Source organism: Vibrio tetraodonis (assembly GCF_003350295.1).
Classification (GTDB): Bacteria; Pseudomonadota; Gammaproteobacteria; order Enterobacterales; family Vibrionaceae; genus Vibrio; species Vibrio tetraodonis.
Genome location: NZ_QLYY01000021.1, coordinates 92,924 through 117,987 on the forward strand (window position 1 = coordinate 92,924; position 25,064 = coordinate 117,987).

General features: G+C 43.4%; 23 protein-coding genes. 19 read left to right on the forward strand and 4 right to left on the reverse strand.

Going from position 1 to position 25,064, the window contains the following annotated elements:
- Positions 1–215: 215 nt before the first annotated feature.
- The 7 genes from DPF90_RS16365 (at position 216) to DPF90_RS16395 (ending at position 6,925) form a co-directional block, all read left to right on the forward strand.
- A complete protein-coding gene (locus tag DPF90_RS16365; protein WP_114787403.1) occupies positions 216–704 on the forward strand; it encodes an arginine repressor in 489 nt (162 codons plus the stop codon).
- Positions 705–806: 102 nt separating this feature from the next.
- Positions 807–2,591 (forward strand): protein-disulfide reductase DsbD, encoded by a 1,785-nt coding sequence (locus tag DPF90_RS16370; protein WP_114787404.1) that lies wholly within the window; start codon positions 807–809, stop codon positions 2,589–2,591.
- 171 nt (positions 2,592–2,762) lie between these two features.
- A complete protein-coding gene (locus DPF90_RS16375) occupies positions 2,763–3,398 on the forward strand; it encodes a response regulator (protein ID WP_114787405.1) in 636 nt (211 codons plus the stop codon).
- Between the two features lie 102 nt (positions 3,399–3,500).
- Positions 3,501–4,127, forward strand: a complete 627-nt coding sequence (locus DPF90_RS16380) for a MarC family protein (RefSeq protein ID WP_114787406.1) — start codon at positions 3,501–3,503, stop codon at positions 4,125–4,127.
- Positions 4,128–4,342: 215 nt separating this feature from the next.
- A complete protein-coding gene (locus DPF90_RS16385; RefSeq protein ID WP_114787407.1) occupies positions 4,343–4,606 on the forward strand; it encodes a DUF4212 domain-containing protein in 264 nt (87 codons plus the stop codon).
- Between the two features lie 12 nt (positions 4,607–4,618).
- On the forward strand, positions 4,619–6,346 hold the full coding sequence (locus tag DPF90_RS16390; protein ID WP_114787408.1) for a sodium:solute symporter family protein: 1,728 nt from the start codon (positions 4,619–4,621) through the stop codon (positions 6,344–6,346).
- Between the two features lie 96 nt (positions 6,347–6,442).
- The gene (locus tag DPF90_RS16395; RefSeq protein WP_114787409.1) at positions 6,443–6,925 is read left to right on the forward strand and encodes a hypothetical protein; all 483 of its coding nucleotides are present in this window, start codon (positions 6,443–6,445) and stop codon (positions 6,923–6,925) included.
- 10 nt (positions 6,926–6,935) lie between these two features.
- Here DPF90_RS16395 and DPF90_RS16400 read toward each other — a convergent pair whose 3' ends face one another.
- Both DPF90_RS16400 and DPF90_RS16405 read right to left on the reverse strand, forming a co-directional pair.
- Positions 6,936–10,379 carry a PAS domain-containing hybrid sensor histidine kinase/response regulator gene (locus DPF90_RS16400; protein WP_114787410.1) on the reverse strand — a complete coding sequence of 1,148 codons (3,444 nt, stop codon included), beginning with the start codon at positions 10,377–10,379 and terminating at the stop codon, positions 6,936–6,938.
- 109 nt (positions 10,380–10,488) lie between these two features.
- The gene (locus tag DPF90_RS16405; protein ID WP_114787411.1) at positions 10,489–11,664 is read right to left on the reverse strand and encodes a 3-phenylpropionate MFS transporter; all 1,176 of its coding nucleotides are present in this window, start codon (positions 11,662–11,664) and stop codon (positions 10,489–10,491) included.
- Positions 11,665–11,839: 175 nt separating this feature from the next.
- On the opposite strand from DPF90_RS16405, the gene DPF90_RS16410 reads away from it, so the two are divergent.
- The 11 genes from DPF90_RS16410 to fis all read left to right on the forward strand — a co-directional run bounded on the left by DPF90_RS16410 (position 11,840) and on the right by fis (position 23,455).
- Positions 11,840–13,666 (forward strand): DUF294 nucleotidyltransferase-like domain-containing protein, encoded by a 1,827-nt coding sequence (locus DPF90_RS16410; protein WP_114787412.1) that lies wholly within the window; start codon positions 11,840–11,842, stop codon positions 13,664–13,666.
- 2 nt (positions 13,667–13,668) lie between these two features.
- Positions 13,669–14,322, forward strand: coding sequence for a 3'-5' exonuclease (locus DPF90_RS16415; protein WP_114787413.1), 654 nt, complete (start codon positions 13,669–13,671; stop codon positions 14,320–14,322).
- Positions 14,323–14,537: 215 nt separating this feature from the next.
- Positions 14,538–16,487 (forward strand): acetate--CoA ligase, encoded by a 1,950-nt coding sequence (gene acs / locus DPF90_RS16420; protein ID WP_114787414.1) that lies wholly within the window; start codon positions 14,538–14,540, stop codon positions 16,485–16,487.
- Between the two features lie 364 nt (positions 16,488–16,851).
- Complete coding sequence (aroQ, locus tag DPF90_RS16425) at positions 16,852–17,301, forward strand: type II 3-dehydroquinate dehydratase (RefSeq protein WP_114787415.1); 450 nt, start codon at positions 16,852–16,854, stop codon at positions 17,299–17,301.
- A 66-nt stretch (positions 17,302–17,367) separates the two neighbouring features.
- Entirely contained in the window at positions 17,368–17,826 is a 459-nt protein-coding gene (accB, locus tag DPF90_RS16430; protein WP_114787416.1) for an acetyl-CoA carboxylase biotin carboxyl carrier protein, read from the forward strand.
- A gap of 15 nt (positions 17,827–17,841) precedes the next feature.
- Positions 17,842–19,185 carry an acetyl-CoA carboxylase biotin carboxylase subunit gene (accC, locus tag DPF90_RS16435; protein WP_114787417.1) on the forward strand — a complete coding sequence of 448 codons (1,344 nt, stop codon included), beginning with the start codon at positions 17,842–17,844 and terminating at the stop codon, positions 19,183–19,185.
- A 167-nt stretch (positions 19,186–19,352) separates the two neighbouring features.
- Complete coding sequence (locus DPF90_RS16440) at positions 19,353–19,637, forward strand: YhdT family protein (protein ID WP_114787418.1); 285 nt, start codon at positions 19,353–19,355, stop codon at positions 19,635–19,637.
- Positions 19,627–21,063: a sodium/pantothenate symporter gene (gene panF / locus DPF90_RS16445; protein WP_114787419.1), complete on the forward strand. Its 1,437-nt coding sequence runs from the start codon at positions 19,627–19,629 to the stop codon at positions 21,061–21,063. Before DPF90_RS16440 ends, panF begins: the two co-directional genes overlap by 11 nt.
- 75 nt (positions 21,064–21,138) lie before the next feature.
- On the forward strand, positions 21,139–22,026 hold the full coding sequence (gene prmA / locus DPF90_RS16450; protein WP_114787420.1) for a 50S ribosomal protein L11 methyltransferase: 888 nt from the start codon (positions 21,139–21,141) through the stop codon (positions 22,024–22,026).
- A 141-nt stretch (positions 22,027–22,167) separates the two neighbouring features.
- Positions 22,168–23,136 (forward strand): tRNA dihydrouridine synthase DusB, encoded by a 969-nt coding sequence (gene dusB / locus DPF90_RS16455; protein WP_114787421.1) that lies wholly within the window; start codon positions 22,168–22,170, stop codon positions 23,134–23,136.
- Between the two features lie 22 nt (positions 23,137–23,158).
- Positions 23,159–23,455, forward strand: a complete 297-nt coding sequence (fis, locus tag DPF90_RS16460; RefSeq protein ID WP_000462885.1) for a DNA-binding transcriptional regulator Fis — start codon at positions 23,159–23,161, stop codon at positions 23,453–23,455.
- A 66-nt stretch (positions 23,456–23,521) separates the two neighbouring features.
- Here the strand turns inward: fis and DPF90_RS16465 are convergent, their stop codons facing one another.
- Together DPF90_RS16465 and zntR are read right to left on the reverse strand one after the other, a co-directional pair.
- Positions 23,522–24,244, reverse strand: coding sequence for a serine protease family protein (locus DPF90_RS16465; RefSeq protein ID WP_114787422.1), 723 nt, complete (start codon positions 24,242–24,244; stop codon positions 23,522–23,524).
- 173 nt (positions 24,245–24,417) lie between these two features.
- Positions 24,418–24,822 carry a Zn(2+)-responsive transcriptional regulator gene (zntR, locus tag DPF90_RS16470; protein WP_114787423.1) on the reverse strand — a complete coding sequence of 135 codons (405 nt, stop codon included), beginning with the start codon at positions 24,820–24,822 and terminating at the stop codon, positions 24,418–24,420.
- 10 nt (positions 24,823–24,832) lie between these two features.
- On the opposite strand from zntR, the gene DPF90_RS20635 reads away from it, so the two are divergent.
- Positions 24,833–25,018 carry a hypothetical protein gene (locus DPF90_RS20635; RefSeq protein ID WP_420855780.1) on the forward strand — a complete coding sequence of 62 codons (186 nt, stop codon included), beginning with the start codon at positions 24,833–24,835 and terminating at the stop codon, positions 25,016–25,018.
- The last annotated feature ends 46 nt before the right edge of the window (positions 25,019–25,064 follow it).

Consider the following 25,064-nt stretch of genomic DNA (forward strand, 5'->3'; position numbering starts at 1 on the left):
TCAAGCATCCCCTCAGCTACCAATAAACCTATCATAAAATTCCGTTGTTTGTTTGGTGATCCCTTTCAAAAAGACACACTATATTTGGTGGTACTATGAGCAGATATCAAAGCCACCATAGAAGTGGCAATAGAAAAATTAAGGTACTTCAAAGGACTGAAGCACTATAAACCATAGGGAAAAATACTTTACATCATTCTTTTTGAGGAGTTCTCATGAGTGAAACTCTAAGCCCACACTCAGTTGAAGAAAATGAAGACAAAACCCTAGTTACTGCCTGTAAAAGGCTTCTCCAGCAACAAAGCTTTGCTACTCAGCATGATCTTAGAGAGGCACTGGTTGATGTCGGTTTTGTTGGTATTAGTCAATCCACTGTCTCGCGTTTATTATCACAGCTTGGCGTGGTCAAAGTCCAAAACGCTTGTGGTAAAAAGGTCTACTGCATCACTGTAGAAACGGCTCCTGTACGTATTGAATCATCTATTTCCTCTCAAATTGAACTTATTACTCATAACCAGTCAATGGTCGTAGTGAAAACCCACCCAGGCAGTGCTCAACTGGTCGCTCGACTGGTCGATATTGACCCACATATTGATATTCTTGGTACGGTTGGAGGAAACGATACTGTCTTAGTGATCCCCAAAGACATACGACAAATTGATGAAACAGAAAGGGTAGTTAGAGCTAGATTAGGAATAGCCTAACTATCTGATAAAATATATATTTCACTAAGGTTGAAACTTAATACCACTTTTCTCTGTCTGATTGAGTTAAAATGAACAAAATTTGACTTAAGTGACTTCTGTATGCGTGCCATTTTATCGCTTTTTTTGCTCTCTCTGACCGTTTTTTCAGCGCCTAGTATGGCGCTTTTTGGGCAATCTAAATCGACACCCAGTTTCGGTAACCAAGCTAATACCTTTGTCCCTGTCGATGAAGCCTTCCCATTCAATGCGTTTCAACAAAACGATCGTGTCTTTCTCGATTGGCAGGTCAAAAAGGGCTATTACCTCTACCAACAGAAGTTATCCATTAATGGTGAAAACGTTACGCTAAATGCAGTCGACATAAAAGATGGCACACCACATCAAGACGAATTTTTTGGCGAAGTTAATATTTATACTGAACCTTTATTTATTGAAGTTCCAATAACGGATTACCAAAATGGAGCCAAGCTGATTGTGCAGTATCAGGGCTGTGCTGAAGCTGGTTTCTGTTACCCACCAGAAACTCGCATAGTGGATTTAACACCTTTTAACTCTACAAGTAACAACAACCAAGAACCAACAAGTCAAGCCAAGCTAGCGAAAACGAATGCTGCCCCATCCCCATTAACATCACAGGAGTCTAATCTAGCCACCAGCCTAAGCGATAACTGGTGGACGCCACTACTTTTCTTGGCGCTTGGGGTAGGGCTTGCCTTTACTCCATGCGTTTTGCCCATGTATCCCATTCTGACTAGTATTGTGCTTGGTAGCGGTAAGCTTAATCACAGCAGAGCACTTGGACTGGCCTTCATCTATGTGCAAGGCATGGCCCTCACCTATACCCTACTTGGTTTGGTCGTCGCCTCTGCTGGACTACAATTTCAAGCAGCGATGCAGCACCCGTATGTACTAATTGGTTTGAGCGCCCTGTTTATCGCTTTAGCCTTATCGATGTTTGGTGTCTATACCATTCAGCTACCTAGCAGTGTTCAAACTTGGCTCAATAACTTAAGCAACAAGCAAAAAGGTGGAAATTCATTCGGTGTATTTGCAATGGGTGCCATATCAGGGCTTGTTTGTTCCCCATGCACCACTGCACCGCTCTCCGGCGCCTTACTTTATGTGGCTCAAAGTGGCGATCTGATCGCAGGTGGCGTCGCCCTCTATGCACTGGCCTTAGGCATGGGGATCCCATTGATGCTGGTTGCTGTATTTGGTAATAAACTGCTGCCTAAAGCGGGTAACTGGATGGATAGAGTCAAAACACTGTTTGGGTTTATTCTCCTAGCCGCGCCCATATTCCTACTAGAACGTATCCTGCCTGAAGTTTGGGCAACAGGATTGTGGTCATTACTCGGGCTAGCAGCATTTGCGTGGCTGTATCACATCAAGAATTCCTTACCAATAGTTGGATGGAAACAAAGTACTATCGGCGTCATTGCCATACTCGGGTTATTCGTGTCGGCGCAGCCAGTTTTAACCTATTGGCGTGGTGGACATATTGAACAGTCGCAACCAAGTATCAAATTTACTCGTATAACGACAGTGGCAGACCTTAACCAACAACTTGCCAACGCCAAACTGGCTGGCAAACCTGTAATGCTCGACTTTTATGCCGATTGGTGCGTGGCTTGTAAGGAATTTGAGAAATACACGTTCCATCAAGCCGATGTGGAAAACAAACTGAAAGGCTTTGTGTTACTCCAAGCTGATGTGACAAAAAGCTTGCCGCAAGACATTGAGCTTCTGGAAAAAATGAAGGTTCTCGGGCTACCTACCATAGAGTTTTGGGATGCAAGCGGACAGCATATCCCCAGTGCAAGAATCACTGGATTTATGGCAGCTGAGCCTTTTTTACAACATCTTAATACACACCGCCTTTAGACCAAAGTAAAGTCACCGCCAGTTCTTAAGCTGGCGGCCATAGCCACGTATCTTCTTGATTGAGCAGAAAACCCGATATAGTTCAGAGTTTTTATGCATGGAGATTGTTCACGTCCTTAAAGCCGACAATAATCTTATTAAGCCAACCTTTAATTGATACGATTCAATACCATGGATTCAACTTACACCATTATTATCGCTGACGATCACCCGCTATTTCGTAATGCACTGTTTCAGTCAGTACACATGGCAATAAGTGGTGCTAATTTGATCGAAGCTGACTCGCTTAACGGCTTACTCACAGTTTTGAGCAAAGAACAAGAGCCTGATTTACTGCTATTAGATCTCAAGATGCCCGGCACCAATGGTCTATCAGGATTAATACAACTGCGCGCAGAATACCCAGATTTGCCAATCGTGGTCATTTCTGCCAGTGAAGAGCCTTCCGTTGTCACACAAGTCAGAAGCCATGGCGCGTTCGGTTTCATCCCCAAATCGAGCGATATGCGTGAACTCATCAAGGCTTTAACCCAAGTACTAAACGGAGAGCCTTTTTTCCCTGAATACGTAACCACATACCAGACAAATGACGAGTTAACTGAAAAAATAGCAGCTTTGACTCCACAACAGTATAGAGTCCTTACAATGTTATCTGACGGACTTCTAAACAAACAAATAGCCTATGAGCTTAATGTCTCTGAAGCAACGATAAAAGCCCATATGACGGCTATATTTCGAAAGTTAGATGTAAAAAATAGAACTCAAGCCGTTATTCTGCTCCAACAACGAGAATATGAATATTCTTAACGTTTTTTCACTATTGATATGATTTATCTGCTAAGATACTTTCATCGATTAACGAATCGGTGTGTTCATCCCTCTGTTTAACCAACTCTGGGAGTCAAAATATTGCTTAGCGTATTATTCACTCAATTTGTTGTGCTCTGGGCTGTTATAGACCCTGTAGGCTCTGTACCTGTTTATCTATCTCAAACCCAGCACCTTTCAGCAAAACAACGTCGATTAGTCGCATTGAAGGCGGTAGGTATTTCGGCTGGAGTTCTACTCTTTTTCTTGCTTGTTGGACAGCTGCTTCTCGACGCAATGCAGATTCCTTTACCAGCTTTCCAAGCTGCCGGAGGACTCGTTTTACTGCTATTTGCGTTGACTATGATATTCGGCGAGTCTAAACCGGAACAAGAAACGAAAATATCAGAGGAAGTCAGTCACTCAGACCTGGCAGATCTCGCTGTTTACCCACTAGCCATACCCTCGATTGCATCCCCTGGCGCTATGATGGCCATAGTGATGCTGACCGATAACCATAGATACTCAGCAGCCGATCAGTTAGTCACTGCCGCTGTCATGATTGGCGTATTACTGATAACTTTAATCCTCTTACTAGGAGCAACTCATATCCAAAAGTGGATAGGAAATGTTGGAGCGGCGATCATCAGCCGAGTCATGGGATTAATCCTTGCAGCAGTTGCACTTAACAACTTGCTGTTAGGAATAAAAGATTTTTACCTTGGCTAGCTATCAAAAATGTTTTTAACCAGCCATTAGACTTTAGTCTAATTTTTTAGTTAAAAACGCTTGAATTTAAGTCAAACGCTGAACAAGCGCCTGTTTTACAGGCGCTTTTTGTATGTCTCAACAATACTAAAGTTGAAAAGCGCTTCTATCTAACTGACGCTTGGTAAGGTAATTAATGAAACATTTTATTTACAACCAATCTTAAGGAGGCGTCAATGGCATTTGAAAGTCAGGAAAGAGCCAAAGCCTATTGGAATAAGAACGTAAAACTCATGATTACCTTAATGGTTATCTGGTTTTCTGTTTCATTTGGTTGCGGGATTTTATTTGTCGACCAACTCAATCAATTTCAGATCGGTGGGTATAAGTTGGGATTCTGGTTTGCTCAACAGGGCTCCATCTATTCGTTCCTCGCTATTATCTTTTTCTATGCATGGAAAATGCGACAAATCGATCGCGAATTTAATGTCGACGAGTAGGGAGCGACGGAAATGGATCTGAAAACTACGACTTATTTGATCGTTGGCGCCACTTTTATTCTTTATATCGGAATAGCCATATGGGCACGCGCAGGATCAACAAAAGAGTTCTATGTCGCAGGTGGCGGTGTCAACCCAATCGCAAACGGCATGGCAACAGCAGCGGACTGGATGTCGGCAGCTTCCTTTATTTCAATGGCTGGCTTGATAGCATTTATGGGTTACGGCGGGTCAGTATTTTTAATGGGGTGGACAGGGGGTTATGTCTTACTTGCACTTTTACTCGCACCCTATTTACGCAAATTTGGTAAATTTACCGTCCCTGAGTTTGTAGGTGAGCGCTTCTATTCAAATACTGCACGTATTGTTGCTGTTATCTGTCTCATCATAGCGTCCGTAACTTATGTTATTGGGCAGATGAAGGGGGTAGGTGTTGCCTTCGGACGATTTCTCGAGGTGGACTATTCAACGGGATTGTTCGTTGGTATGTGTATCGTATTTATCTATGCTGTTATGGGTGGAATGAAAGGTATCACCTACACACAAATTGCCCAATATTGCGTTTTGATTCTTGCATATACAATACCAGCAATATTCATTTCACTTCAATTGACAGGTAACCCTATCCCTCAGATAGGGCTCGGCAGTACGATGGCTGGTAGTGATGTGTACCTGCTTGATCGACTTGACCAAGTGGTGACTGAATTGGGATTTAGTGAGTACACGACCCAAGTTAGAGGCGACACTTTGAATATGTTCGTCTACACCATGTCTTTGATGATAGGGACAGCTGGTTTACCGCACGTTATTATTCGCTTCTTTACGGTACCTAAAGTAAGAGACGCCCGCTCATCGGCTGGCTGGGCATTAGTATTTATCGCCATTTTATATACCACAGCCCCTGCAGTATCAGCGATGGCAAGACTAAACTTAATGGATACAGTCAACCCAGCACCTGGACAAAATCTTGCCTATGATGAGCGGCCGGATTGGTTTAAAAACTGGGAAAAAACCGGACTATTGGGTTTTGAAGACAAGAATGGGGATGGAAAAATACAATATACCCCGAGTGCAGAAACCAATGAACTGAAAGTAGATCGCGATATCATGGTTCTCGCCAACCCAGAAATCGCCAAGCTGCCTAATTGGGTCATTGCACTTGTCGCAGCTGGCGGGCTTGCTGCTGCTCTCTCCACTGCCGCAGGATTACTGCTCGCAATCTCATCAGCCATTTCCCATGATTTAATCAAGGGTGTTATCAACCCAAATATATCCGAAAAGACAGAGCTATTGGCAAGTCGGATTTCCATGGCTGTCGCCATTGCAGTTGCAGGGTATTTGGGGCTCAACCCACCTGGTTTTGCCGCAGGGACCGTAGCGCTGGCCTTTGGTTTGGCCGCTTCTTCGATATTCCCGGCACTCATGATGGGCATTTTCAGCAAAAATATTAATAAAGAGGGTGCAATAGCAGGCATGATTGCGGGTATAACCATAACCCTATTTTATGTTTTCCAACACAAAGGCATTCTATTCATTGCTGACTGGAAATACTTGCAAAGTTGGGGCAGCAACTGGTTCTTAGGTATCGAACCTAACGCTTTTGGTGCGATAGGTGCTGTGTTTAATTTTGTCGTTGCTTTCATTGTCTCCAAAGTCACGGCTGAAACACCACAAGAAGTAAAAGACTTGGTGGAACACGTCCGTGTACCAACTGGCGCAGGACAAGCTGTCGATCATTAGTCGGTAACTTGCCTCTCTACCATCTACTGTAGAGAGGCTTTCCCCCTACAAAAATTTCAGTTACTGTGAGTTTATCTGCATCAATTGGGTACTAAGATGTTAACAAACAAGCATTTCATTGCTGCTCTACTTATTGCGCCGATTTTGTCTATTATTGCTTACCTTGCTACTGATATTGCAGTGAGTGAAAAACCACACCCTGCGATTAAAGGACAGAGTTACAAAATGGTCAGTCAGTCTAACTGCCGATATACAAGCGGGCTTTGCAGTATGGAAAATGGTGATTTTAAAATTAAAATACGCTCAGAGAAGATAGGAGATGAACAGCTCGAACTTTCATTACGCACTGAATATGCAATTAATGGCGTAAAGTTATCCATTGCAGATAGCCAAACACAAAATACGCCTCCCACAGACATGAAACCGTTAGATCAAGCAGGGAAAAGCTGGCACATCAGCTTGCCTAAACCAAATTCTTCTCAGAGCTGGTTAAGAGTGGTAGTGCAATTTGGTGGCTCCCTATACTACGGAGAAACTCAAACCGCTTTCGTAACATACGAAACGCTGTTCACCGATTAAAACGCGATACTCAAGCCATGTCTTGTTCTTTTTTACCTATCCGATTTAACAAACTTCTGAGTTTCAGCGGCTTAACCGGTTTGGGAATAAAGTGAAAGCCATTAGAACGAACGCCTTCCATCATGTCATCCGCTCTATCTGCACTAATAATGATCCCCTCAAATCGCTGACCTAATCTTAATCTGAATTGCTGCAACAACTCTAACCCAGTTCGATCATTATCAAGCCGATAATCGGAGAGGATCACATCAGGTGTCCAGCCTTGCTCAAGACAATTTAGGCTCGAGAAGATATCCGTCGCCGTGCGCACATCACACCCCCAACGCTCTAACAAGCTCTCCATACCTAGCACAATATCTGGCTCATTATCAACGCAAAGCACTTTAATTCGACCCAAGGTAACATCAAGCCCTGTCTGAGTTGAGGGCGTCAACTTGGCAGCTTGTTTTCCACGCTCAAGAGTGATAGAGAAAACACTTCCTCTGCCAGGCCAAGAGCGCATAGAAATTTGATGCCCCAAAACGTGTGCAATCCCTTTAGATATTGCTAAACCAAGCCCAAGGCCATGATCTGTGCGTGCTTGGTCGCCTCGATTGAATTCCTCGAATATCTCCTGCTGTTTCTCTGGTTCAATACCAACGCCATTGTCCCACACTTCTATTCTGGCTTTTTCTCCAACGCGTCTAACACCCAAAACGACCTTACCTTTGGGGTTATATCGAAAAGCATTAGTTAAGAAATTCTGTACGACTCGACGAAGTAATTTTGGATCAGATAATACCACGAGTTTACTATGCACCATTTGAAAATCGATGCCTTGACGCCCGGCCAAGGCGCTAAATTCAGCATTGAGATTAGACAACACATCACTCACTGCAAACGTATGAGGATAGACTTCAAGCTTACCAGACTCCAAGCGTGAGATATCAAGCAAATCACCAATCAGATCTTCAGCAGCTTCTAAGGCGGTTTCTATATGCTGAGATAAACGCTGAGTTTCCTTTTCTTGGGCTGTTTCAGATAACGAAGATGCAAACAAGCGTGCAGCATTAAGTGGTTGCATCAAATCATGACTTACGGCAGCAAGAAATCGTGATTTAGACTGAGACTCAAGTTCAGAACGCTTTGTTGCTGTAACCAAGCATTTATTTAATTGTTCTAGTTCTTGAGTTCTATGCAAAACACGCTCTTCGAGGCTTTCATTTACTTCCTTAAGCGATCGTTCTGCATCACGAAAAACCGTGATGTCAGAAAAGCTCATCACAAACCCACCACCTGGCATTGGGTTTCCTTGAACCTGAATGACTTTTCCATCAGGTCGAACTCTTGAGGAAGTATGCTGGGTTCCTCTATGTAGATGATGTAGACGGCGACGAACATGATCTGCTGGATCACCTGGGCCACATAAGCCTTGTTCGGCATTATGACGAATGACATCTGCGATTGGCCTACCAACTTGGATAAAACCTTTAGGAAAACTAAAAAGTTCCAGATAACGTCTATTCCATGCAACTAGCCTTAGTTGCTTATCAACCACTGCAATACCTTGACCTATATGTTCAATTGCGCCTTGGAGAAGACCACGACTAAAATCATAAAGCTCCGATGCTTCATCGACTATCGTTGCCACTTCTTCCAGCTGCATATTGCGACCTTGCAACGCAGAAGTCAGCACCAATTTAGCTGAGGCGGCACCAAACACGCCAGCTAGAACTCTCTCCGTATGACGTATCATACTGGGTGACGCCTGATGCCCAGAGATAAGATGTTGGTTGTGGGTTTGCGCAAATTGTTCATAGGCGGCACGAACACGCCCAATTCCTACAAAACGAGCCGCCAACATTTCAAGTTCACCAACCGTCACTCTACTTTGATAAAGGCTTAAGTTGTCACTTTCCGTCGCTGGAAGACCAATAAAAGAACCAGATTGAAGTCGCTCACTGATACTAGTTCGGGTAGATAAAGACACAAGCAAATAACAAACTGCATTTAGCAGCAAACTCAATGTCATGCCCCAATCAACATTCTCGATATTTAAAGGTTTAAGAAGTTCAGGAGGTGTCATTACCCATGCAAAAAACTGATTGGTCTCATGTTGAAACATCTGGTTTAAAAGCGTAACAAACCAAATGGAAAATCCCACCCCAAGGCCACTATATACGCCCTTGCGATTCCCTTTTCTCCAGTACATGCCACCTAATATTGCGGGGGCGAACTGAGCGACAGCAGCAAATGACAAAAAACCAATCGTCGCCAGCGAGTGAACATTGCCGAGTACATGATAAAAGCCCCATGCACCAATCAGAAGAACCACTATCAGGCAACGGCGGATTCTCAACAGTAACTTAGAAAAGTGGCGGTGTTTGCGTTGCGCCAGCTTAGTCCCTCGCAATAACATTGGCATAACGAGATCATTCGACATCATTATAGCCAGGGCAATGGTTGAGACAATCACCATTCCACAAGCGGCTGAAGTCCCTCCCAAGAAAGCAATTAAAGCTATCTGTTCAGCGCCTAGTGCCATAGGTAAACTGATCATATAAGTATCTGGGCTAACACCGCTTAAAAGTTCCTGACCGACCCAAGCAATAGGTAAGACAAACATCGCCATCAGAAGTAAATAGATTGGAAAAATCCAGCGCACAGTTCTTAAATCTTTGGCATGTTCATTTTCGACCACTAATGTGTGAAACTGGCGCGGTAGGCATAATATCGCGAGCATGGTCAACAAGGTATGGATGACAAGGGTCGCAATATTGGGAGAGCGATAAGTGCTCTGTGCAATTGATAACAACTCAATATCTGCACGTTGAAGAGTAAGGTAGACAATGAAGCCACCCACAATGAGGAAGGAAAATAACTTTATCACCGATTCAAAGGCAATCGCTTTCATCATCCCTCTATGATGCTCAGTACTATCAACGTAACGAGTGCCAAACAAAATCGTAAAGACCGCTAAAGCTGTCATGACAAACCACGAGATATCAATCCCTTGTGTTGTGACAGCGCTAAACAACTCAGGCGATACCAGTTCTAGCCCCATGGTGATGGCTCGTAGCTGTAAAGCGATATAAGGTAAAACGCCCAGAACAGCGATTAATGTCACCGCCACTGCGAGTCCTTGTGATTTGCCATAACGTGCGGCAATAAAATCGGCAATTGAGGTAATATTTTCTCGCTTAGCAGTAACCAAAAGTCGAGCTAATATTCGCCAACACAAGGTAAAAACAATAATTGGAGCAAGGTACAGAGGTATAAATGACCATGGATTTATGCTCGCTTGACCGACAGTGCCATAAAAAATCCAAGAAGTGCAATATACAGTGATCGACATACTGTAAATCACAGAACGCCAGCGAGATAGCCAATTGGGAGCCCTATCACCGTACCAAGCAATAACAAAGAGCAACACCAAATACATTAATGATACTGTAATCACTTGCCAATCTTGCATCTAGTCTCCCTATTCAATTCCACTCATTTCATCGCCAAATTAAAAAACCTCTCCGGTAAAGAGAGGTTTTATTTAACGCCGAGTCACAACTTAACTCAAATTATTGTTTTCAATTCTGCGTTTCGGTATCGATAATAGAGGGCTGACTACGAATAGGCTCTACATGGATAAATAACGCGGCAATCCCCATCAGCGCCATAATCCAAAACACATTCGCCCCCCAAGACTCATACCCCCAACCACACAAGGCTGTCAACAAAGCAATAACTGCTCCTAAAGGAATAGCATTATAGAGCGCTTGCAAGGCAACAATTCTATTAACATCAGAATGTTGAATGTATTGAATGGCAGCAATATGGGCAACACCAAAAGTCACCCCATGCAGTAACTGAATTAAAATAAGCGCTGAGAGCACCGTCGTTGAAGCGGTTAGCCCCCATCTAACAGTGACACCAACTGAAGCTAATACAAAGAGGGTTCTCAGTGACCAACCAGTAAACAACCTCTTACTAAAAGCAAATACGGCAACTTCAGCAATCACACCTAAGCTCCAAAGATACCCTATTGTATCTTCAGCATGTCCCACTTCTTTCCAGTAAATAGCACTAAAACCATAATAAGCAGCATGACTTCCTTGAATAAGAGCAACTAAGGTCAAAAATTTAATCACTGAGACATCTTTGAGCATGTCTCCTAGTTTAGGGCGATGGGTTGCTTCTTTTTCTACTGTTTTCGGCATAGGTTGGATACGACGCATAGAAAACAAAATAGCGCATAACATACCTGCAGCAGCGGTATACAAAATCATCTCACTGCCAAATTCAGCAGCCAGATACCCCACCACTGTCGAACCAATAATAAAGGACACCGATCCCCAAAGACGCGTTCGGCCATAATCAATCATTTTTATCCGCGCGTAGTAATTCGCCATTGCATCGGAAAGTGGCACTATGGGGCCAAAACAGAGATTGAATAGCACAGTCGCAAGGGCCATCAACCAAAAGCTCGTTGTCGCGAGAAAATGAAACATCACAAATAGAAGCGCGGCAATACTTAACCAGCGCAAAGCAGGCATGAGCTGCTCCACCTTGTGAATCCTCGGCGTAATGACCATGTTAGCGACGCAGCGGGTAGCAAAGCCAATGCCAACTAACAAACCAATATCAGTGGCTGAAATTCCTTGATCTTCAAACCACAATGCCCAAAAAGGCAAATACACACCATAGGCAAAGAAAAAACCAATGAAGTACTGAGATGTCCAATGAAAGGGAGAAGTGGTTAACATGTCCAACTCGAATGCATATGAAAACTGATGCTATATTATCCTTATTTATCAAATCAATAAAAGGAAAGTTTTTTACCCTAAAGCCCATTCAGTTGTATTCGACCAAAGTCGTCTGGCGACACACAACAAATTTGTCAAACTGTATTCATGTCTTCTTTTCTGAGTTGGGGTTTTTATGCCTGCTCACTTCAATCTCAAATTGCCACCCTTTGATTGTCTGGAAGAAAGTCAGAAAAACACATTACTAAGCAGTATAGATATCGCCTACTTTCGTCATAATCAACATGTACTCAAAACTAACCAAGACAGCCAATACTTACATATTATTATCAAGGGCATAGTTGAAGAAAGAGATGAAGATGGCAAGGAAGTTTTCGCTCATTATACCCATGATGACCTTTTTGATGTGCGCGCATTATTCGAACAAAAGGTTCGCCACGATTATGTTTCTTTAGAAGACACCCTAGTCTACCTTCTACCACGCTCTGTATTTATTGATCTGTATGATCAGAATGGTCAATTCGCTGCCTATTTCAACAATAATTTAGCCAAACGCCAAGAACTGGTAGACACAGCCCACAAGCAACAAAACTTAGCTGAATTCATCCTCAACAAGGTCGATGCTAATTTATGTCACCCTCCTTTAATACTTAGCTGTGACAGCTCGATTCAGGAGGCCACCCTGATCCTCAAAGACTCTGGCTGTGATGCTGCATTGGTAAGATTAAATGACGATGACCACCGATTAGAAAGTGAAGAGCATTCACTGCCGTTTGCCATTATAACCAGAACCGACATGCTGCACGCCGTTATACTAGAAGGGCTCTCCGACAAAACCCCAATTACCTCCATAGCAAGCTATCCTGTATTGCAAATACATCAAGGGGAGTTCTTGTTTAATGCCATGATAAAGATGACAAGACACCGCTTTAAACGGATTATGGTGGTCGATGGAAAAGAGCCTATCGGCATGCTTGATATGACTCAAATTCTCAGCGCATTTTCAACCCATTCCCACGTCTTAACCTTAGGTATTGCAAGAGCTACAAGTATTGACGAACTGGCCGCCACTTCACTGCGTCAGCGGCAATTAGTCGATGGGCTGTTCACACACGGCATCCATATTCGCTTCATCATGGAACTGATGTCAGCGGTCAATGAACAAATTATTGAAAAAGCTTTTGAGTTAGTTGTGCCACCCAAAATGCACAAACGATGCTGCCTAGTTGTGCTAGGTTCAGAGGGCCGTGGGGAACAAATACTCAAAACAGATCAAGATAATGCGCTGATTATTCGAGACAGAGTTATTTGGCCCGAATGCTGCCAAATTATGGAAAAACTCACACATACATTGCATCAACTGGGTTACCCATTATGTCCAGGTAAGGTAATGGTGAATAACTCTGACTGGGTTAAGAGCCAAGCCGAATGGCAAGAGACCCTCAGTAATTGGGCATTGGCAAGATCAGGCAATGACATCATGAACCTAGCCATATTTACCGATGCTCATGCGATTGCTGGAAATCTTAAGCTCCTCAGTCCAGTTCGCAGCCACCTAAAACAGATAATGAAAAATAACATGCTCTCTTTACAGAGCTTTACTCAACCTGCTGTACAATTTTCTCTGCCTTTGACTTTGTTAGGCAAGGTCAAGTATGGCAAACAAGGCATCGACATAAAAGCGGGAGGCATTTTTCCTATCATTCATGGCATCAGAGCTCTGACACTCGAATATGGACTGACTTCAAACAATACCTTTGCACGTATTAGGCAACTGAGCGACACAAAGATTTTAGAGCCTGATACGGCTGAGAATTTAACCGAAGCATTAAAATTGATGTTCAAGCTGCGCTTGCACCAACAGTTAGACCAACAGCACACTCATAACCACATAACATGTGAAGGCCTAGATAGAGCTGAACGTGATTTACTGCGCCATAGTCTCCATGTAGTTAAAAAATTTAAGCAGTTTCTGGTTTTACATTATCAGATTAGAGAGTGAATATGAACTGGCTACAACGTTGCTATTGGTACTACAAACTAAAAGGCTCACCCTATCGGCCGTTATTCTCTTATGTACATAAAGGAAGTTACGTTGCAATAGATTGTGAGACTACAGGCTTAAATCCAAACACCGCTGAGATTATCACCATAGCTGCGGCTGAAATTATCGATAACCAAATTCTCACCAGTCAATCATTTCATATTAAGCTCAAGGCGCCAAAATCATTAGACGCAAACTCAGTAAAAATACACCAGATACGCCACTCAGATCTTGAAGACGGTCTTAATGAAAAACAAGCCATTACCCAGTTACTCGAGTTTGTTGGTAACAAGCCTCTAGTGGGCTATCACATTCGATATGACAAAAAGATACTCGATATAGCCTGCAAGCGTCACTTAGGTTTCCCTATACCTAACCCCATCATTGAAGTGAGTGAGCTCTATTACGATATGCTGGTTAAACATCTACCTAACGCCTATTTTGACCTGAGCTTGGAAGCAATATGTAACCATCTAGACATCCCCACCGACAACAAACATGATGCTCTGCAAGATGCGATATGTGCAGCAATTGTATTTGTGCGACTTAAAAGGGGCAGCTTACCCAGCTTGAGCGTTCCGAGCAGAGGGGAAAATCACTCCCAGCGCACCTAAACCATATACTGGTGATAATTTCTCCACTCAGATTCAAAATAACAATACAAGACTTCAACTTATAAAAACGAGTCTTAATTTCTCATCCTAAAGTCTAATTGTCGAATCAGCGCAAGTGCTAGAAAGTGATAGATAAAGTGATTGGCAAATAAAGTAGCAGTATTTTAAAGGATATTGACTCACTTCTCAGCGAAATGAGTACAAGGAGACAAATCATGAGTGAAGCCCACATTTATCCGGTTAAAGAAAATATTAAAAACAATACCCATGCGGATAACAAAACTTACCTTTCTATGTATCAGCAGTCCGTCTCGAACCCAGAAGCTTTTTGGTCAGAGCATGGCAAAATCATTGATTGGATAAAACCATTTAGCCAAGTAAAAAGCACTTCTTTTGATACAGGCCACGTAGATATTCGCTGGTTCGAGGATGGAACTCTTAATGTATCAGCCAACTGTATTGATCGACATTTAACTAAACGAGGTGACGATGTTGCTATTATTTGGGAAGGAGATAACCCTGCTGAAGATCAATCCCTCACATTCAAACAACTCCACCAGCAAGTATGCCGATTCTCTAACGCTCTAAAAGCACAAGGAGTAAAGAAAGGGGACGTCGTCTGCCTATATATGCCAATGGTACCTGAGGCTGCTATTGCTATGCTGGCTTGTACTCGAATTGGCGCAGTTCATACGGTTGTATTTGGTGGTTTCTCACCAGAGGCATTGTCTGGGCGGATCATTGATTCAGACGCTAAGGTCATAGTTACCGCTGACGAGGGTATACGTGGTGGAAGACCTGTACCACTTAAGAAAAATGTTGATCAAGCATTAGCCAACCCGAAAGTAAAAACCATCGAAAAAGTATTGGTGCTAAACAGAACTGGTGGAGACGTGGATTGGCATCCACAACGTGATGTTTGGTGGCATGAAGCAATTGCATCTGTGTCTGATCATTGCCCGCCAGAAGAAATGAGCGCCGAAGATCCTTTGTTTATTCTTTACACCTCAGGTTCAACAGGAAAACCTAAAGGTGTACTGCATACAACAGGGGGATATTTGGTTTATGCCACGATGACATTTAAATATGTATTTGATTACCAGCCAGGAGAAACCTTCTGGTGTACCGCTGATGTGGGTTGGATCACTGGCCACACCTACCTTATATACGGACCACTCGCCAACGGGGCCAAAACAATTTTATTTGAAGGGGTCCCAAATTATCCAGATACCAATCGAATGAGCCAAGTCGTCGACAAGCATCAAGTTAATATTCTTTACACAGCTCCAACAGCAATACGAGCACTAATGGCTAAAGGCGACGAAGCGATAAAAGATACGTCACGTACTAGCCTGAGAATTATGGGATCAGTCGGTGAGCCGATAAACCCTGAAGCATGGGAATGGTACTACCGCACTATTGGTAATACTCAGTCTCCCATTGTCGACACTTGGTGGCAAACCGAAACTGGCGGCATTCTGATTACACCATTACCTGGAGCGACTGAACTCAAACCTGGTTCCGCAACTCGGCCATTCTTTGGCGTACAACCAGCCCTAGTCGATAATATGGGTAATCTAGTCGATGGCACAGCAGAAGGAAATCTCGTCATCCTTGACTCATGGCCAGGTCAAATGCGTACCGTCTATGGAGATCATGAACGCTTTGAACAAACCTACTTCTCAACTTTCAAAGGCATGTATTTTACCGGCGATGGTGCTCGACGCGATGAAGATGGGTACTACTGGATTACGGGCCGTGTGGATGATGTCCTCAACGTGTCTGGTCATAGGATGGGAACAGCAGAAATCGAATCAGCGCTTGTCGCATTCGATAAAATTGCGGAAGCCGCTATTGTAGGTATTCCTCATGACATCAAGGGCCAAGCTATATACGCTTATATCACTTTAAATGATGGTGAGTTTCCAAGCGCAGAACTACATAAAGAAGTCAAAGACTGGGTACGAAAAGAAATAGGACCTATTGCCACTCCAGATGTGCTGCACTGGACCGATTCTTTACCTAAGACTCGCTCAGGTAAAATTATGCGGCGCATCCTAAGAAAAATCGCCACTGGTGATACAAGTAACTTAGGTGACACGTCGACACTAGCAGACCCTAGTGTTGTTGATAAACTGATTGCCGAAAAGGCGAAACTTTCATAAACATGCTAGTTATATGTCAGTAAAGCGCCGGTTATAGCGCCCTACAGACATAGCTTAACTATTTGTATCAAAATACATTTAAATAAGATAATGCCGTCACAAATGTGGCGGCTTTTTGTTCTTTCGATTCCACCTATTCCATCATAATCTCAATCAAAATAGTCAAAAATGTTAGCTTAATAACAGTTTTGGAAACGAGAAATAGGAGATTAGACCAGTAATTTGCTGCTAAATGTAATGAATTAGCTATAATCTGTGTCTATTTTGGCGACTAAGTATAAAATTTTACAATTTTCTCATGCTGAGTCGACAATAATATGGGAAAATTCCAGTTTGTCTCATGAAGTAGGAAGATAGCAGCACAATGACAGCCAAATCATGCATACTTGTCTTAAATGGTCCGAATTTGAACCTATTGGGGTTGCGCGAGCCAAACCACTATGGCTCTCAAACTCTAGCACAAATTACCGACAGATTAGCCAAGCAAGCTCAAAGCGCTGGCATCGAGCTAGATCACCTACAATCAAACCGCGAATACGAGTTGATTGAGAAAATCCATGAGTCTGCTGATAGAGTGGATTTCATTATAATCAATCCTGCTGCTTTTACACATACTAGTGTCGCACTAAGGGATGCCCTACTTGGCGTTTCGATCCCATACATTGAAGTACATTTGTCCAATGTGCACGCGAGAGAGCCATTTCGCCACCATTCTTATCTATCAGATAAAGCACAAGGCGTCATTTGTGGCTTGGGTGCACAGGGCTATGAGTTTGCTTTGTCTGCCGCGATAAGCGCGCTGCAAACCAAGTAACTCACATGAACATACTCTGCAGTTCTTCCGAGCTGTCTTACTCACAAGATAAAAGAGAAAGAAAAGATGGATATCCGTAAAATCAAAAAACTTATCGAATTAGTTGAAGAATCTGGCATTGCTGAGCTGGAAATCTCTGAAGGTGAAGAGTCGGTACGCATTAGTCGTAACGGTGTGGCACCTGCACCTGTACAATACGCAGCACCTGCACCTGTTGCTGCTCCAGCAGCCGCTCCAGTAGCTGCACCTGCAGAAGTTTCAGCACCAGCTGAAACCAACTCAATACCAGCGGGACACAAAGTACTTTCTCCAATGGTCGGAACTTTCTACCGAGCTCCAAGTCCTGATGCGAAATCGTTTATTGAAGTCGGTCAATCTGTATCAGCAGGTGAAACGCTTTGTATCGTCGAAGCAATGAAGATGATGAACCAAATCGAAGCTGATAAGTCAGGTGTTGTCACTGCTATCCTAGTTGAAGACGGTCAACCCGTTGAATTCGACCAACCACTTGTTGTTATCGAATAATAGAGGCTGTCTCTTATGTTAGATAAATTAGTCATCGCGAATCGAGGCGAAATAGCCCTTCGTATACTTCGCGCATGTAAAGAGCTCGGCATCAAAACCGTTGCCGTACACTCGACAGCTGATCGCGACTTAAAACACGTTCTTCTTGCAGATGAAGCAATTTGTATAGGCCCAGCTCGTGGTATCGACAGCTACCTGAATATTCCACGTATTATTTCAGCAGCTGAAGTCACAGGTGCCATCGCTATTCATCCAGGTTACGGCTTCCTATCTGAAAATGCAGACTTTGCAGAGCAAGTAGAACGCAGTGGCTTCATTTTCGTTGGTCCTAAAGCGGAAACCATTCGCATCATGGGCGATAAGGTTTCCGCTATTAACGCAATGAAGAAAGCAGGCGTTCCATGCGTTCCTGGCTCTGATGGTCCACTAAATGACGATGAATCAGCCAACAAAGCACACGCAAAACGCATTGGTTATCCAGTGATCATCAAAGCCTCTGGTGGCGGTGGTGGTCGCGGCATGCGTGTAGTTCGCTCAGAAGGCGAACTGGTTGAAGCTATTGCCATGACTCGCGCTGAAGCCAAAGCAGCTTTTAACAATGATATGGTTTACATGGAGAAATTCCTTGAAAATCCTCGCCATGTTGAAGTTCAGGTCATTGCGGACGGTCAAGGCGGCGCTATCCACTTAGGTGAACGTGATTGCTCTATGCAGCGTCGCCACCAAAAAGTTGTTGAAGAAGCGCCAGCGCCTGGTATTACTGCAGAAATGCGTAAATACATTGGTGAACGTTGTACTCGTGCTTGTCTTGAAATCGGCTATCGCGGAGCGGGTACATTTGAGTTCTTGTATGAAAATGGTGAGTTCTACTTCATTGAAATGAACACACGTATTCAGGTAGAGCACCCTGTTACCGAGATGGTAACTGGTGTTGACCTTATCAAAGAACAACTGCGTGTTGCGGCAGGCCAACCACTGTCATTTACTCAAGATGACATTAAAATCCGCGGCCATGCTGTGGAGTGCCGTATTAATGCTGAAGATCCTGAACGCTTCCTTCCTTCACCAGGTAAGATTGAACGCTTCCATGCACCGGGAGGCATGGGAGTTCGTTGGGAATCACACATATACACAGGCTACACTGTGCCGCCTCACTATGATTCGATGATTGGTAAGCTTATCACCTTTGGTGAGAATCGTGACGTTGCCATTGCCCGTATGAAAAATGCGCTTGGTGAGATGATTGTCGAAGGCATTAAGACTAATGTTCCTCTTCAAGAAAGCATAATGAACGATGAGAACTTCCAACACGGAGGTGCTAATATTCATTACCTCGAGAAGAAACTCGGCCTACAATAAGCTAACTAGCTTATTATCTTTCCAATAGGCAGCGTCCGCTGCCTATTGTTATTTTCTAACTAGGCTATAGAACTCTAGTCTCAGTTTTGCCACAATGCCTGCCTTTGGTTTTAGAGTATTTTATATTCTTTCTCTCCACTCAATAATTATCACAACTTGATTAAATAATGAAAACCTTGCCTGAACGCTATCAACAAGCGAATAAAGAGGCTAAATGGGCGGTGTTCCTCGCTCTAGCCTACTTTGTTTGGTGGTATGTATTTGCTTATGTTATTTTCCCAAACCAACCGCATGAGACACTGCCTAATCTATACTGGGGGTTGCCTCTGTGGTTTCTCTTTTCTTGCATCATCGGACCAATAGTTTTCACTCTGCTATGCGCACTTATGGTTAAGTTCATCTACAAGAACATGCCTTTCGATATAGAAGAAGAGACTAACCATGAACAGTGAGCTCATCATCCCGCTTATTATTTATCTAGCCCTTGTGTTCGCAATTGCTGTTTATAGTCAATCGACTCAACGTAATAAACCCAACTTTCTGAGTAATTATTTTCTTGGCAACCGCAGTATGGGCGGCTTTGTTCTAGCCATGACACTTGCTGCAACATATGCGAGTGCAAGTTCATTTATTGGTGGCCCGGGAGCGGCGTATAAAATGGGGCTAGGTTGGGTGTTAATGGCAATGATCCAACTTCCTGCGGCTTGGCTGACACTGGGCGTCTTAGGCAAAAAATTTGCTATCGAAGCCAGACGCCACAATGCTCTTACCCTCAACGACATGCTATATGCAAGGTACCGTAATCGTGCAGTAGTGATACTGGCTTCTATCACACTATTATTGGCTTTCTTTGCCATCATGGTAGTGCAGTTCGTTGGCGCTGCTCGCTTACTTCAGACAGTGACGGGGCTAAGTTATCTGCAAGGGTTAACTGTGTTTGCCATCACTGTGGGTGTATATACCACAATCGGCGGCTTTCGCGCTGTTGTTGTCACTGATGCTGTGCAAGGCATAATGATGATCATCGGGACGATTGCCCTGTTATTTGGGGTCATCCATGCAGGGGGAGGTCTTGGTAAGCTAGTCGCTGATTTGCACCAAATTGATCCAAACTTGATCACTCCTTACGGGCCAGATAATTTTCTCAACCAGCCATTTATGCTGAGTTTTTGGATACTGGTTTGCTTTGGCGTTATTGGCCTACCTCATGCTGCGGTTCGCTGCATGTCATACAAATCTAGCCAGTCTCTGCATCGCGGTATGATAATCAGTACTGCTATGGTTGCATTTCTTATGCTAGGCATGCATTTATCCGGCGCTTTGGGCCGAGCATTAGTGCCAGAAATTGATAGCCCTGACCAAATCATGCCAACTTTGATGGTGACTGTATTACCTCCCGCGATTGCCGGTATATTTTTGGCTGGACCAATGGCCGCTATCATGTCAACCATTGACTCCCAGTTGATCCAAGCGTCAGCAACTCTGCTCAAAGATCTCTACCTTAATTACATCTCCCCCAAAACAAGCTCCCCTAAAAAGCTAGCCAGACTATCATTTTGGATCACTGGCATTTTTTCAGCTTTAGTGTTTGTTGCAGCCATCAATCCACCTGATATGATCATATGGCTTAACCTTCTTGCTTTTGGGGGCTTGCAAGCCGTCTTTCTCTGGCCTTTAGTTCTGGGGTTATATTGGAGAAAAGCATCCGCTATGGGCGCTCTGTGCTCCATGCTGATCGGTTTGATATGCTACACCAGCCTTTCTGTTATGAAGCCCAATTTATTTGGTGTTCATGCCATTGTACCAACATTAACTGTAGGCCTTATCATCTTCGTTCTGGTTAGCATCACCCATCCAAATAGGACCACGAGTAAATAAATGAGAGCTTTTTGTACAATAGGAAGAACATGATAGAATCCGTGCCCATAAACCATCGCCAATATCGGACAACCCATGCCTTGGATTCAAATTAAACTCAACGCAACCAATGATAACGCAGAACAAATTGGTGACATGCTAATGGAAGAGACCGGAGCTTTATCGGTCACTTTCCTTGATGCCCAAGACACGCCAGTGTTTGAACCCCTACCGGGTGAAACCCGACTATGGGGAGATACTGATATCTTGGCTTTATACGATGCCAACGCAGACACCCAGTTTATTATCGAGCAGATCAAATTAAGCGGACTTCTGGCTCATGATTTTGCTCATAAAATCGAGCAGCTCGAAGATAAAGATTGGGAGCGCGAATGGATGGATAACTTCCATCCAATGAAATTTGGTCAGCGTTTATGGATTTGCCCAAGCTGGCGAGAGGTCCCTGAGCCTAATGCTGTCAATGTGATGCTCGACCCAGGACTCGCCTTTGGAACAGGCACTCACCCTACTACTGCCCTATGCCTAGAATGGCTAGAAAGCCTAGATTTATCAGGCAAGACTGTGATTGACTTTGGTTGTGGATCAGGAATTTTAGCCATAGCGGCCATAAAATTAGGCGCACAAAAAGTGGTGGGTATTGACATAGATCCACAAGCATTGATTGCATCAAAAGACAACGCTGAGCGCAACGGAGTAGCAGACAAGCTGCAAGTTTATCTGCCACAGGAACAACCAAAAAACTTAGTTGCCGATGTCGTGGTTGCAAACATTTTAGCTGGGCCACTGCGTGAACTTTCAACCGTGATTGCGTCTCTTGTCAAACCAAACGGAGATCTGGCAATGTCAGGCGTGCTTGATACTCAAGCTCAAGATGTTGCGACCTACTATAGTGACACATTTAACATTGAGCCGATAAAAGAGCTCAATGAATGGTGCAGAATTGCTGGCCGAAAATTCACTTAAATAAGACTTTGTGCATTAATTGTTTGATTTTTATTCGTTTTACTAAAACAATTTGTAAATGCTCAAATATTAGTCTTTTCACGGCGTGAAAAAATGCGTAAAATGCGCGCCCTTGCTGGTATAGAACTGTGATTTAGTGTTTTGAAAATCGGAACTCATCAACTCGAGAATAATCTTATCGTTGCCCCTATGGCGGGAGTTACTGATAGACCCTTTCGTGAGTTATGTCTCCGCTATGGCGCGGGAATGGCTGTCAGTGAGATGATGTCGTCAAACCCAAAGCTATGGAACACATCTAAGTCAAAACAGCGTATGGTACATCAAGGCGAATCGGGCATTCGCTCTGTACAAATAGCAGGAGCAGATCCTCAGCTAATGGCTGATGCTGCTCAGTTTAGTGTTGAAAATGGTGCACAAATCATTGATATCAACATGGGCTGCCCTGCGAAAAAAGTGAATAAAAAGCTGGCGGGTTCGGCATTGCTTCGCTACCCGGATATCATACAAGATATTCTCAAGGCGGTGGTCAATGCTGTAGATGTCCCCGTGACACTAAAAACTCGTACTGGCTGGGACCCAGACAATAAAAACTGTGTTCAAATCGCTAAATTAGCCGAAGACTGCGGCATACAAGCTCTCGCGCTCCATGGACGCACCAAAGCCTGTATGTACAAAGGAGAGGCCGAATATGACAGCATTAAAGCGGTTAAACAAGCAATCTCAATTCCGGTTATCGCTAACGGTGATATCGATAGCCCAGAGAAAGCAAAGTACGTGCTTGATTACACAGGCGCAGACGCTTTAATGATTGGACGCCCCGCCCAAGGGCGACCATGGATTTTTCAGGAAATCCAACATTTTTTGGAAAACGGCACCACGATGCCCGACCTTCCAATTTCGGAAGTTAAGGACATCCTGCTTGGCCATGTAAATGCTCTACATACATTTTATGGTGAGTACTTAGGTCCACGTATCGTACGAAAGCACGTGGGTTGGTACCTAAAAGAGCATGAACAAGCAAGTGAGTTTCGCCGTACCTTCAATGCTATCGATGTGGCTGAGCTGCAACTTGAAGCGTTAGAAGGTTATTTTGATAACGTTGCATCATAATTAGAGAAGAGCTAGACCGAATATGTTCGAACAAAACCTGACTTCAGAAGCCTTAACAGTAACTACAGTAACTTCACAAGACCAGATTACTCAGAAGCCTTTACGCGACTCTGTTAAAGCATCTCTTAAAAACTACTTGGCTCAACTAAACGGGCAAGAAGTCACAGAGCTATATGAGTTAGTTCTAGCTGAAGTAGAACAACCATTACTAGATACCATAATGCAATACACTCGCGGCAACCAAACTCGCGCAGCAACTATGATGGGTATCAACCGCGGCACTCTTCGTAAGAAACTAAAAAAATACGGCATGAACTAATTTGTTCATCGCATTGCTATAAATAATAAAGTCGCGATTTTATCGCGACTTTTTTCCCCAATTGATTCAATTCCCTTTGACTAGAAGCGTATCCGACGGTTCCTGCCATTCCATCGCGACATAATGCTCACCGTAATATTTCTCAATCTCGCTATCAAGCCAATCTCTAGCAAAGTTTAGAGCTACAAAAATGCTAATCCTATCTAACCCATGAGACTGGCCGTTTACCAGCTGAATATTAGACGGAGTAGCCCTTGCCGCGATAATTCCAACTAGTGCACCTTCTTGGTTGTAAACCCCACCACCACTCATTCCATCTTGAACAGGGGCATCCATGATACTAGCTGGACATTTGTCAAAATAATGCGAGTCAATCAATGTCAAATCAAGGCGATAAATCCCCTCACCTTTCAGCACACTACCTCCAGGGCTCATTCCGAATGTTTCCACACTTTGATTTGGATAAACCAAGCCAAACTTGGGCTGGTGGTTAAGTGTGTTCCTAGACTCAACTATCGCAAGATCACATTGAGGATGGTAGGCTATGACCTTGTCATAATTGAGCTTGGCAACATGGGCGACGGTAAGACTAAGTTCTGGAGTGATTGGTGTGCTAGTGCCAAAGCCAAAAAATAATAGTGGAATACCTGTTAACTCATAATCGAGCTCAGGGTGTTGCTCTACTACAGTTAGTTGACCGTTACTGCCTGTGCAACCCGCTAAAATAATAAATAACAGTAACGTACATAAGCGCGAAATTGAATATAACAAATTGCCACAAAGGTTCATCCTTCACCCCTTAGTTATGTTTGCCCTGCCAAGATTGATATAGCTGTAGCACCTAATCAAACGGCACTACTTTAAGTGTAGGAATTTGTCACAAGAAAGGTTGGGTAAAAGCAGTATTATGTGATTTAAATTTATTCACATAAAAATCAAAGACTTAGAGTTAAACTTGTTATTTACTCACTGGCTAAAGCGGTTAAAATTGAGCAGTGGCTCGCATTATCATCCACATGGCCACAACAAGCATCATTAATTTTCTTGAGAGCCGAACGAATCCTAGTCAGTTCCGAAATCTTTTCGTCAATGAGGTTGAGTTTCGCTGTCGTAATCGCTTTTACCTCAGCACAACTATGCTCAGTCGCTTCCAAATTGATGTCTAACAATTCTCGGATCTCTTCAAGGCTTAAGCCCAGGTCTTTTGCTCTAAGTATGAAACCCACTTGCTTCTGATTTTCTTCATTATATAAACGATAGCCAGACTCACTGCGCCCAATAGGCTTAATCAGGCCATTTTTTTCGTAAAAACGAAGCGTATCAGTGGTTACCCCACAACGTTTTGCAAGTTCTCCTATCTGGAACATAGCGACCCTTATTATCTATTTCGTTAATTTTCATCCCAAGGTAAGCCATTTTTATCATAACTTCACTCATGCCAAACGATTGCGCGAGCTTTTTTGTAATAAATTAGTTAGAATATGCGCACTTCAATTAGGAGGTACTACAAACTCTAATCAGGACAAGGTCTTTGCCAAAACAGACCACTATTTTAGTACCTAGACTTGCTCTAAGTATTGTAAGAAAAGCTTAAGGGCGGGTTCATTTT

What these genes read in the sequence shown, in the direction of transcription:
- DPF90_RS16365 (WP_114787403.1), top strand. Translation starts at nt 216, where the DNA reads ATGAGTGAAACTCTAAGCCCACACTCAGTTGAAGAAAATGAAGACAAA.
- DPF90_RS16370 (WP_114787404.1), top strand. Translation starts at nt 807, where the DNA reads ATGCGTGCCATTTTATCGCTTTTTTTGCTCTCTCTGACCGTTTTTTCA.
- DPF90_RS16375 (WP_114787405.1), top strand. Translation starts at nt 2,763, where the DNA reads ATGGATTCAACTTACACCATTATTATCGCTGACGATCACCCGCTATTT.
- DPF90_RS16385 (WP_114787407.1), top strand. Translation starts at nt 4,343, where the DNA reads ATGGCATTTGAAAGTCAGGAAAGAGCCAAAGCCTATTGGAATAAGAAC.
- DPF90_RS16390 (WP_114787408.1), top strand. Translation starts at nt 4,619, where the DNA reads ATGGATCTGAAAACTACGACTTATTTGATCGTTGGCGCCACTTTTATT.
- DPF90_RS16395 (WP_114787409.1), top strand. Translation starts at nt 6,443, where the DNA reads ATGTTAACAAACAAGCATTTCATTGCTGCTCTACTTATTGCGCCGATT.
- DPF90_RS16400 (WP_114787410.1), bottom strand. Translation starts at nt 10,379, where the DNA reads ATGCAAGATTGGCAAGTGATTACAGTATCATTAATGTATTTGGTGTTG.
- DPF90_RS16405 (WP_114787411.1), bottom strand. Translation starts at nt 11,664, where the DNA reads ATGTTAACCACTTCTCCCTTTCATTGGACATCTCAGTACTTCATTGGT.
- DPF90_RS16410 (WP_114787412.1), top strand. Translation starts at nt 11,840, where the DNA reads ATGCCTGCTCACTTCAATCTCAAATTGCCACCCTTTGATTGTCTGGAA.
- DPF90_RS16415 (WP_114787413.1), top strand. Translation starts at nt 13,669, where the DNA reads ATGAACTGGCTACAACGTTGCTATTGGTACTACAAACTAAAAGGCTCA.
- acs (WP_114787414.1), top strand. Translation starts at nt 14,538, where the DNA reads ATGAGTGAAGCCCACATTTATCCGGTTAAAGAAAATATTAAAAACAAT.
- aroQ (WP_114787415.1), top strand. Translation starts at nt 16,852, where the DNA reads ATGACAGCCAAATCATGCATACTTGTCTTAAATGGTCCGAATTTGAAC.
- accB (WP_114787416.1), top strand. Translation starts at nt 17,368, where the DNA reads ATGGATATCCGTAAAATCAAAAAACTTATCGAATTAGTTGAAGAATCT.
- accC (WP_114787417.1), top strand. Translation starts at nt 17,842, where the DNA reads ATGTTAGATAAATTAGTCATCGCGAATCGAGGCGAAATAGCCCTTCGT.
- DPF90_RS16440 (WP_114787418.1), top strand. Translation starts at nt 19,353, where the DNA reads ATGAAAACCTTGCCTGAACGCTATCAACAAGCGAATAAAGAGGCTAAA.
- panF (WP_114787419.1), top strand. Translation starts at nt 19,627, where the DNA reads ATGAACAGTGAGCTCATCATCCCGCTTATTATTTATCTAGCCCTTGTG.
- prmA (WP_114787420.1), top strand. Translation starts at nt 21,139, where the DNA reads ATGCCTTGGATTCAAATTAAACTCAACGCAACCAATGATAACGCAGAA.
- fis (WP_000462885.1), top strand. Translation starts at nt 23,159, where the DNA reads ATGTTCGAACAAAACCTGACTTCAGAAGCCTTAACAGTAACTACAGTA.
- DPF90_RS16465 (WP_114787422.1), bottom strand. Translation starts at nt 24,244, where the DNA reads ATGAACCTTTGTGGCAATTTGTTATATTCAATTTCGCGCTTATGTACG.
- zntR (WP_114787423.1), bottom strand. Translation starts at nt 24,822, where the DNA reads ATGTTCCAGATAGGAGAACTTGCAAAACGTTGTGGGGTAACCACTGAT.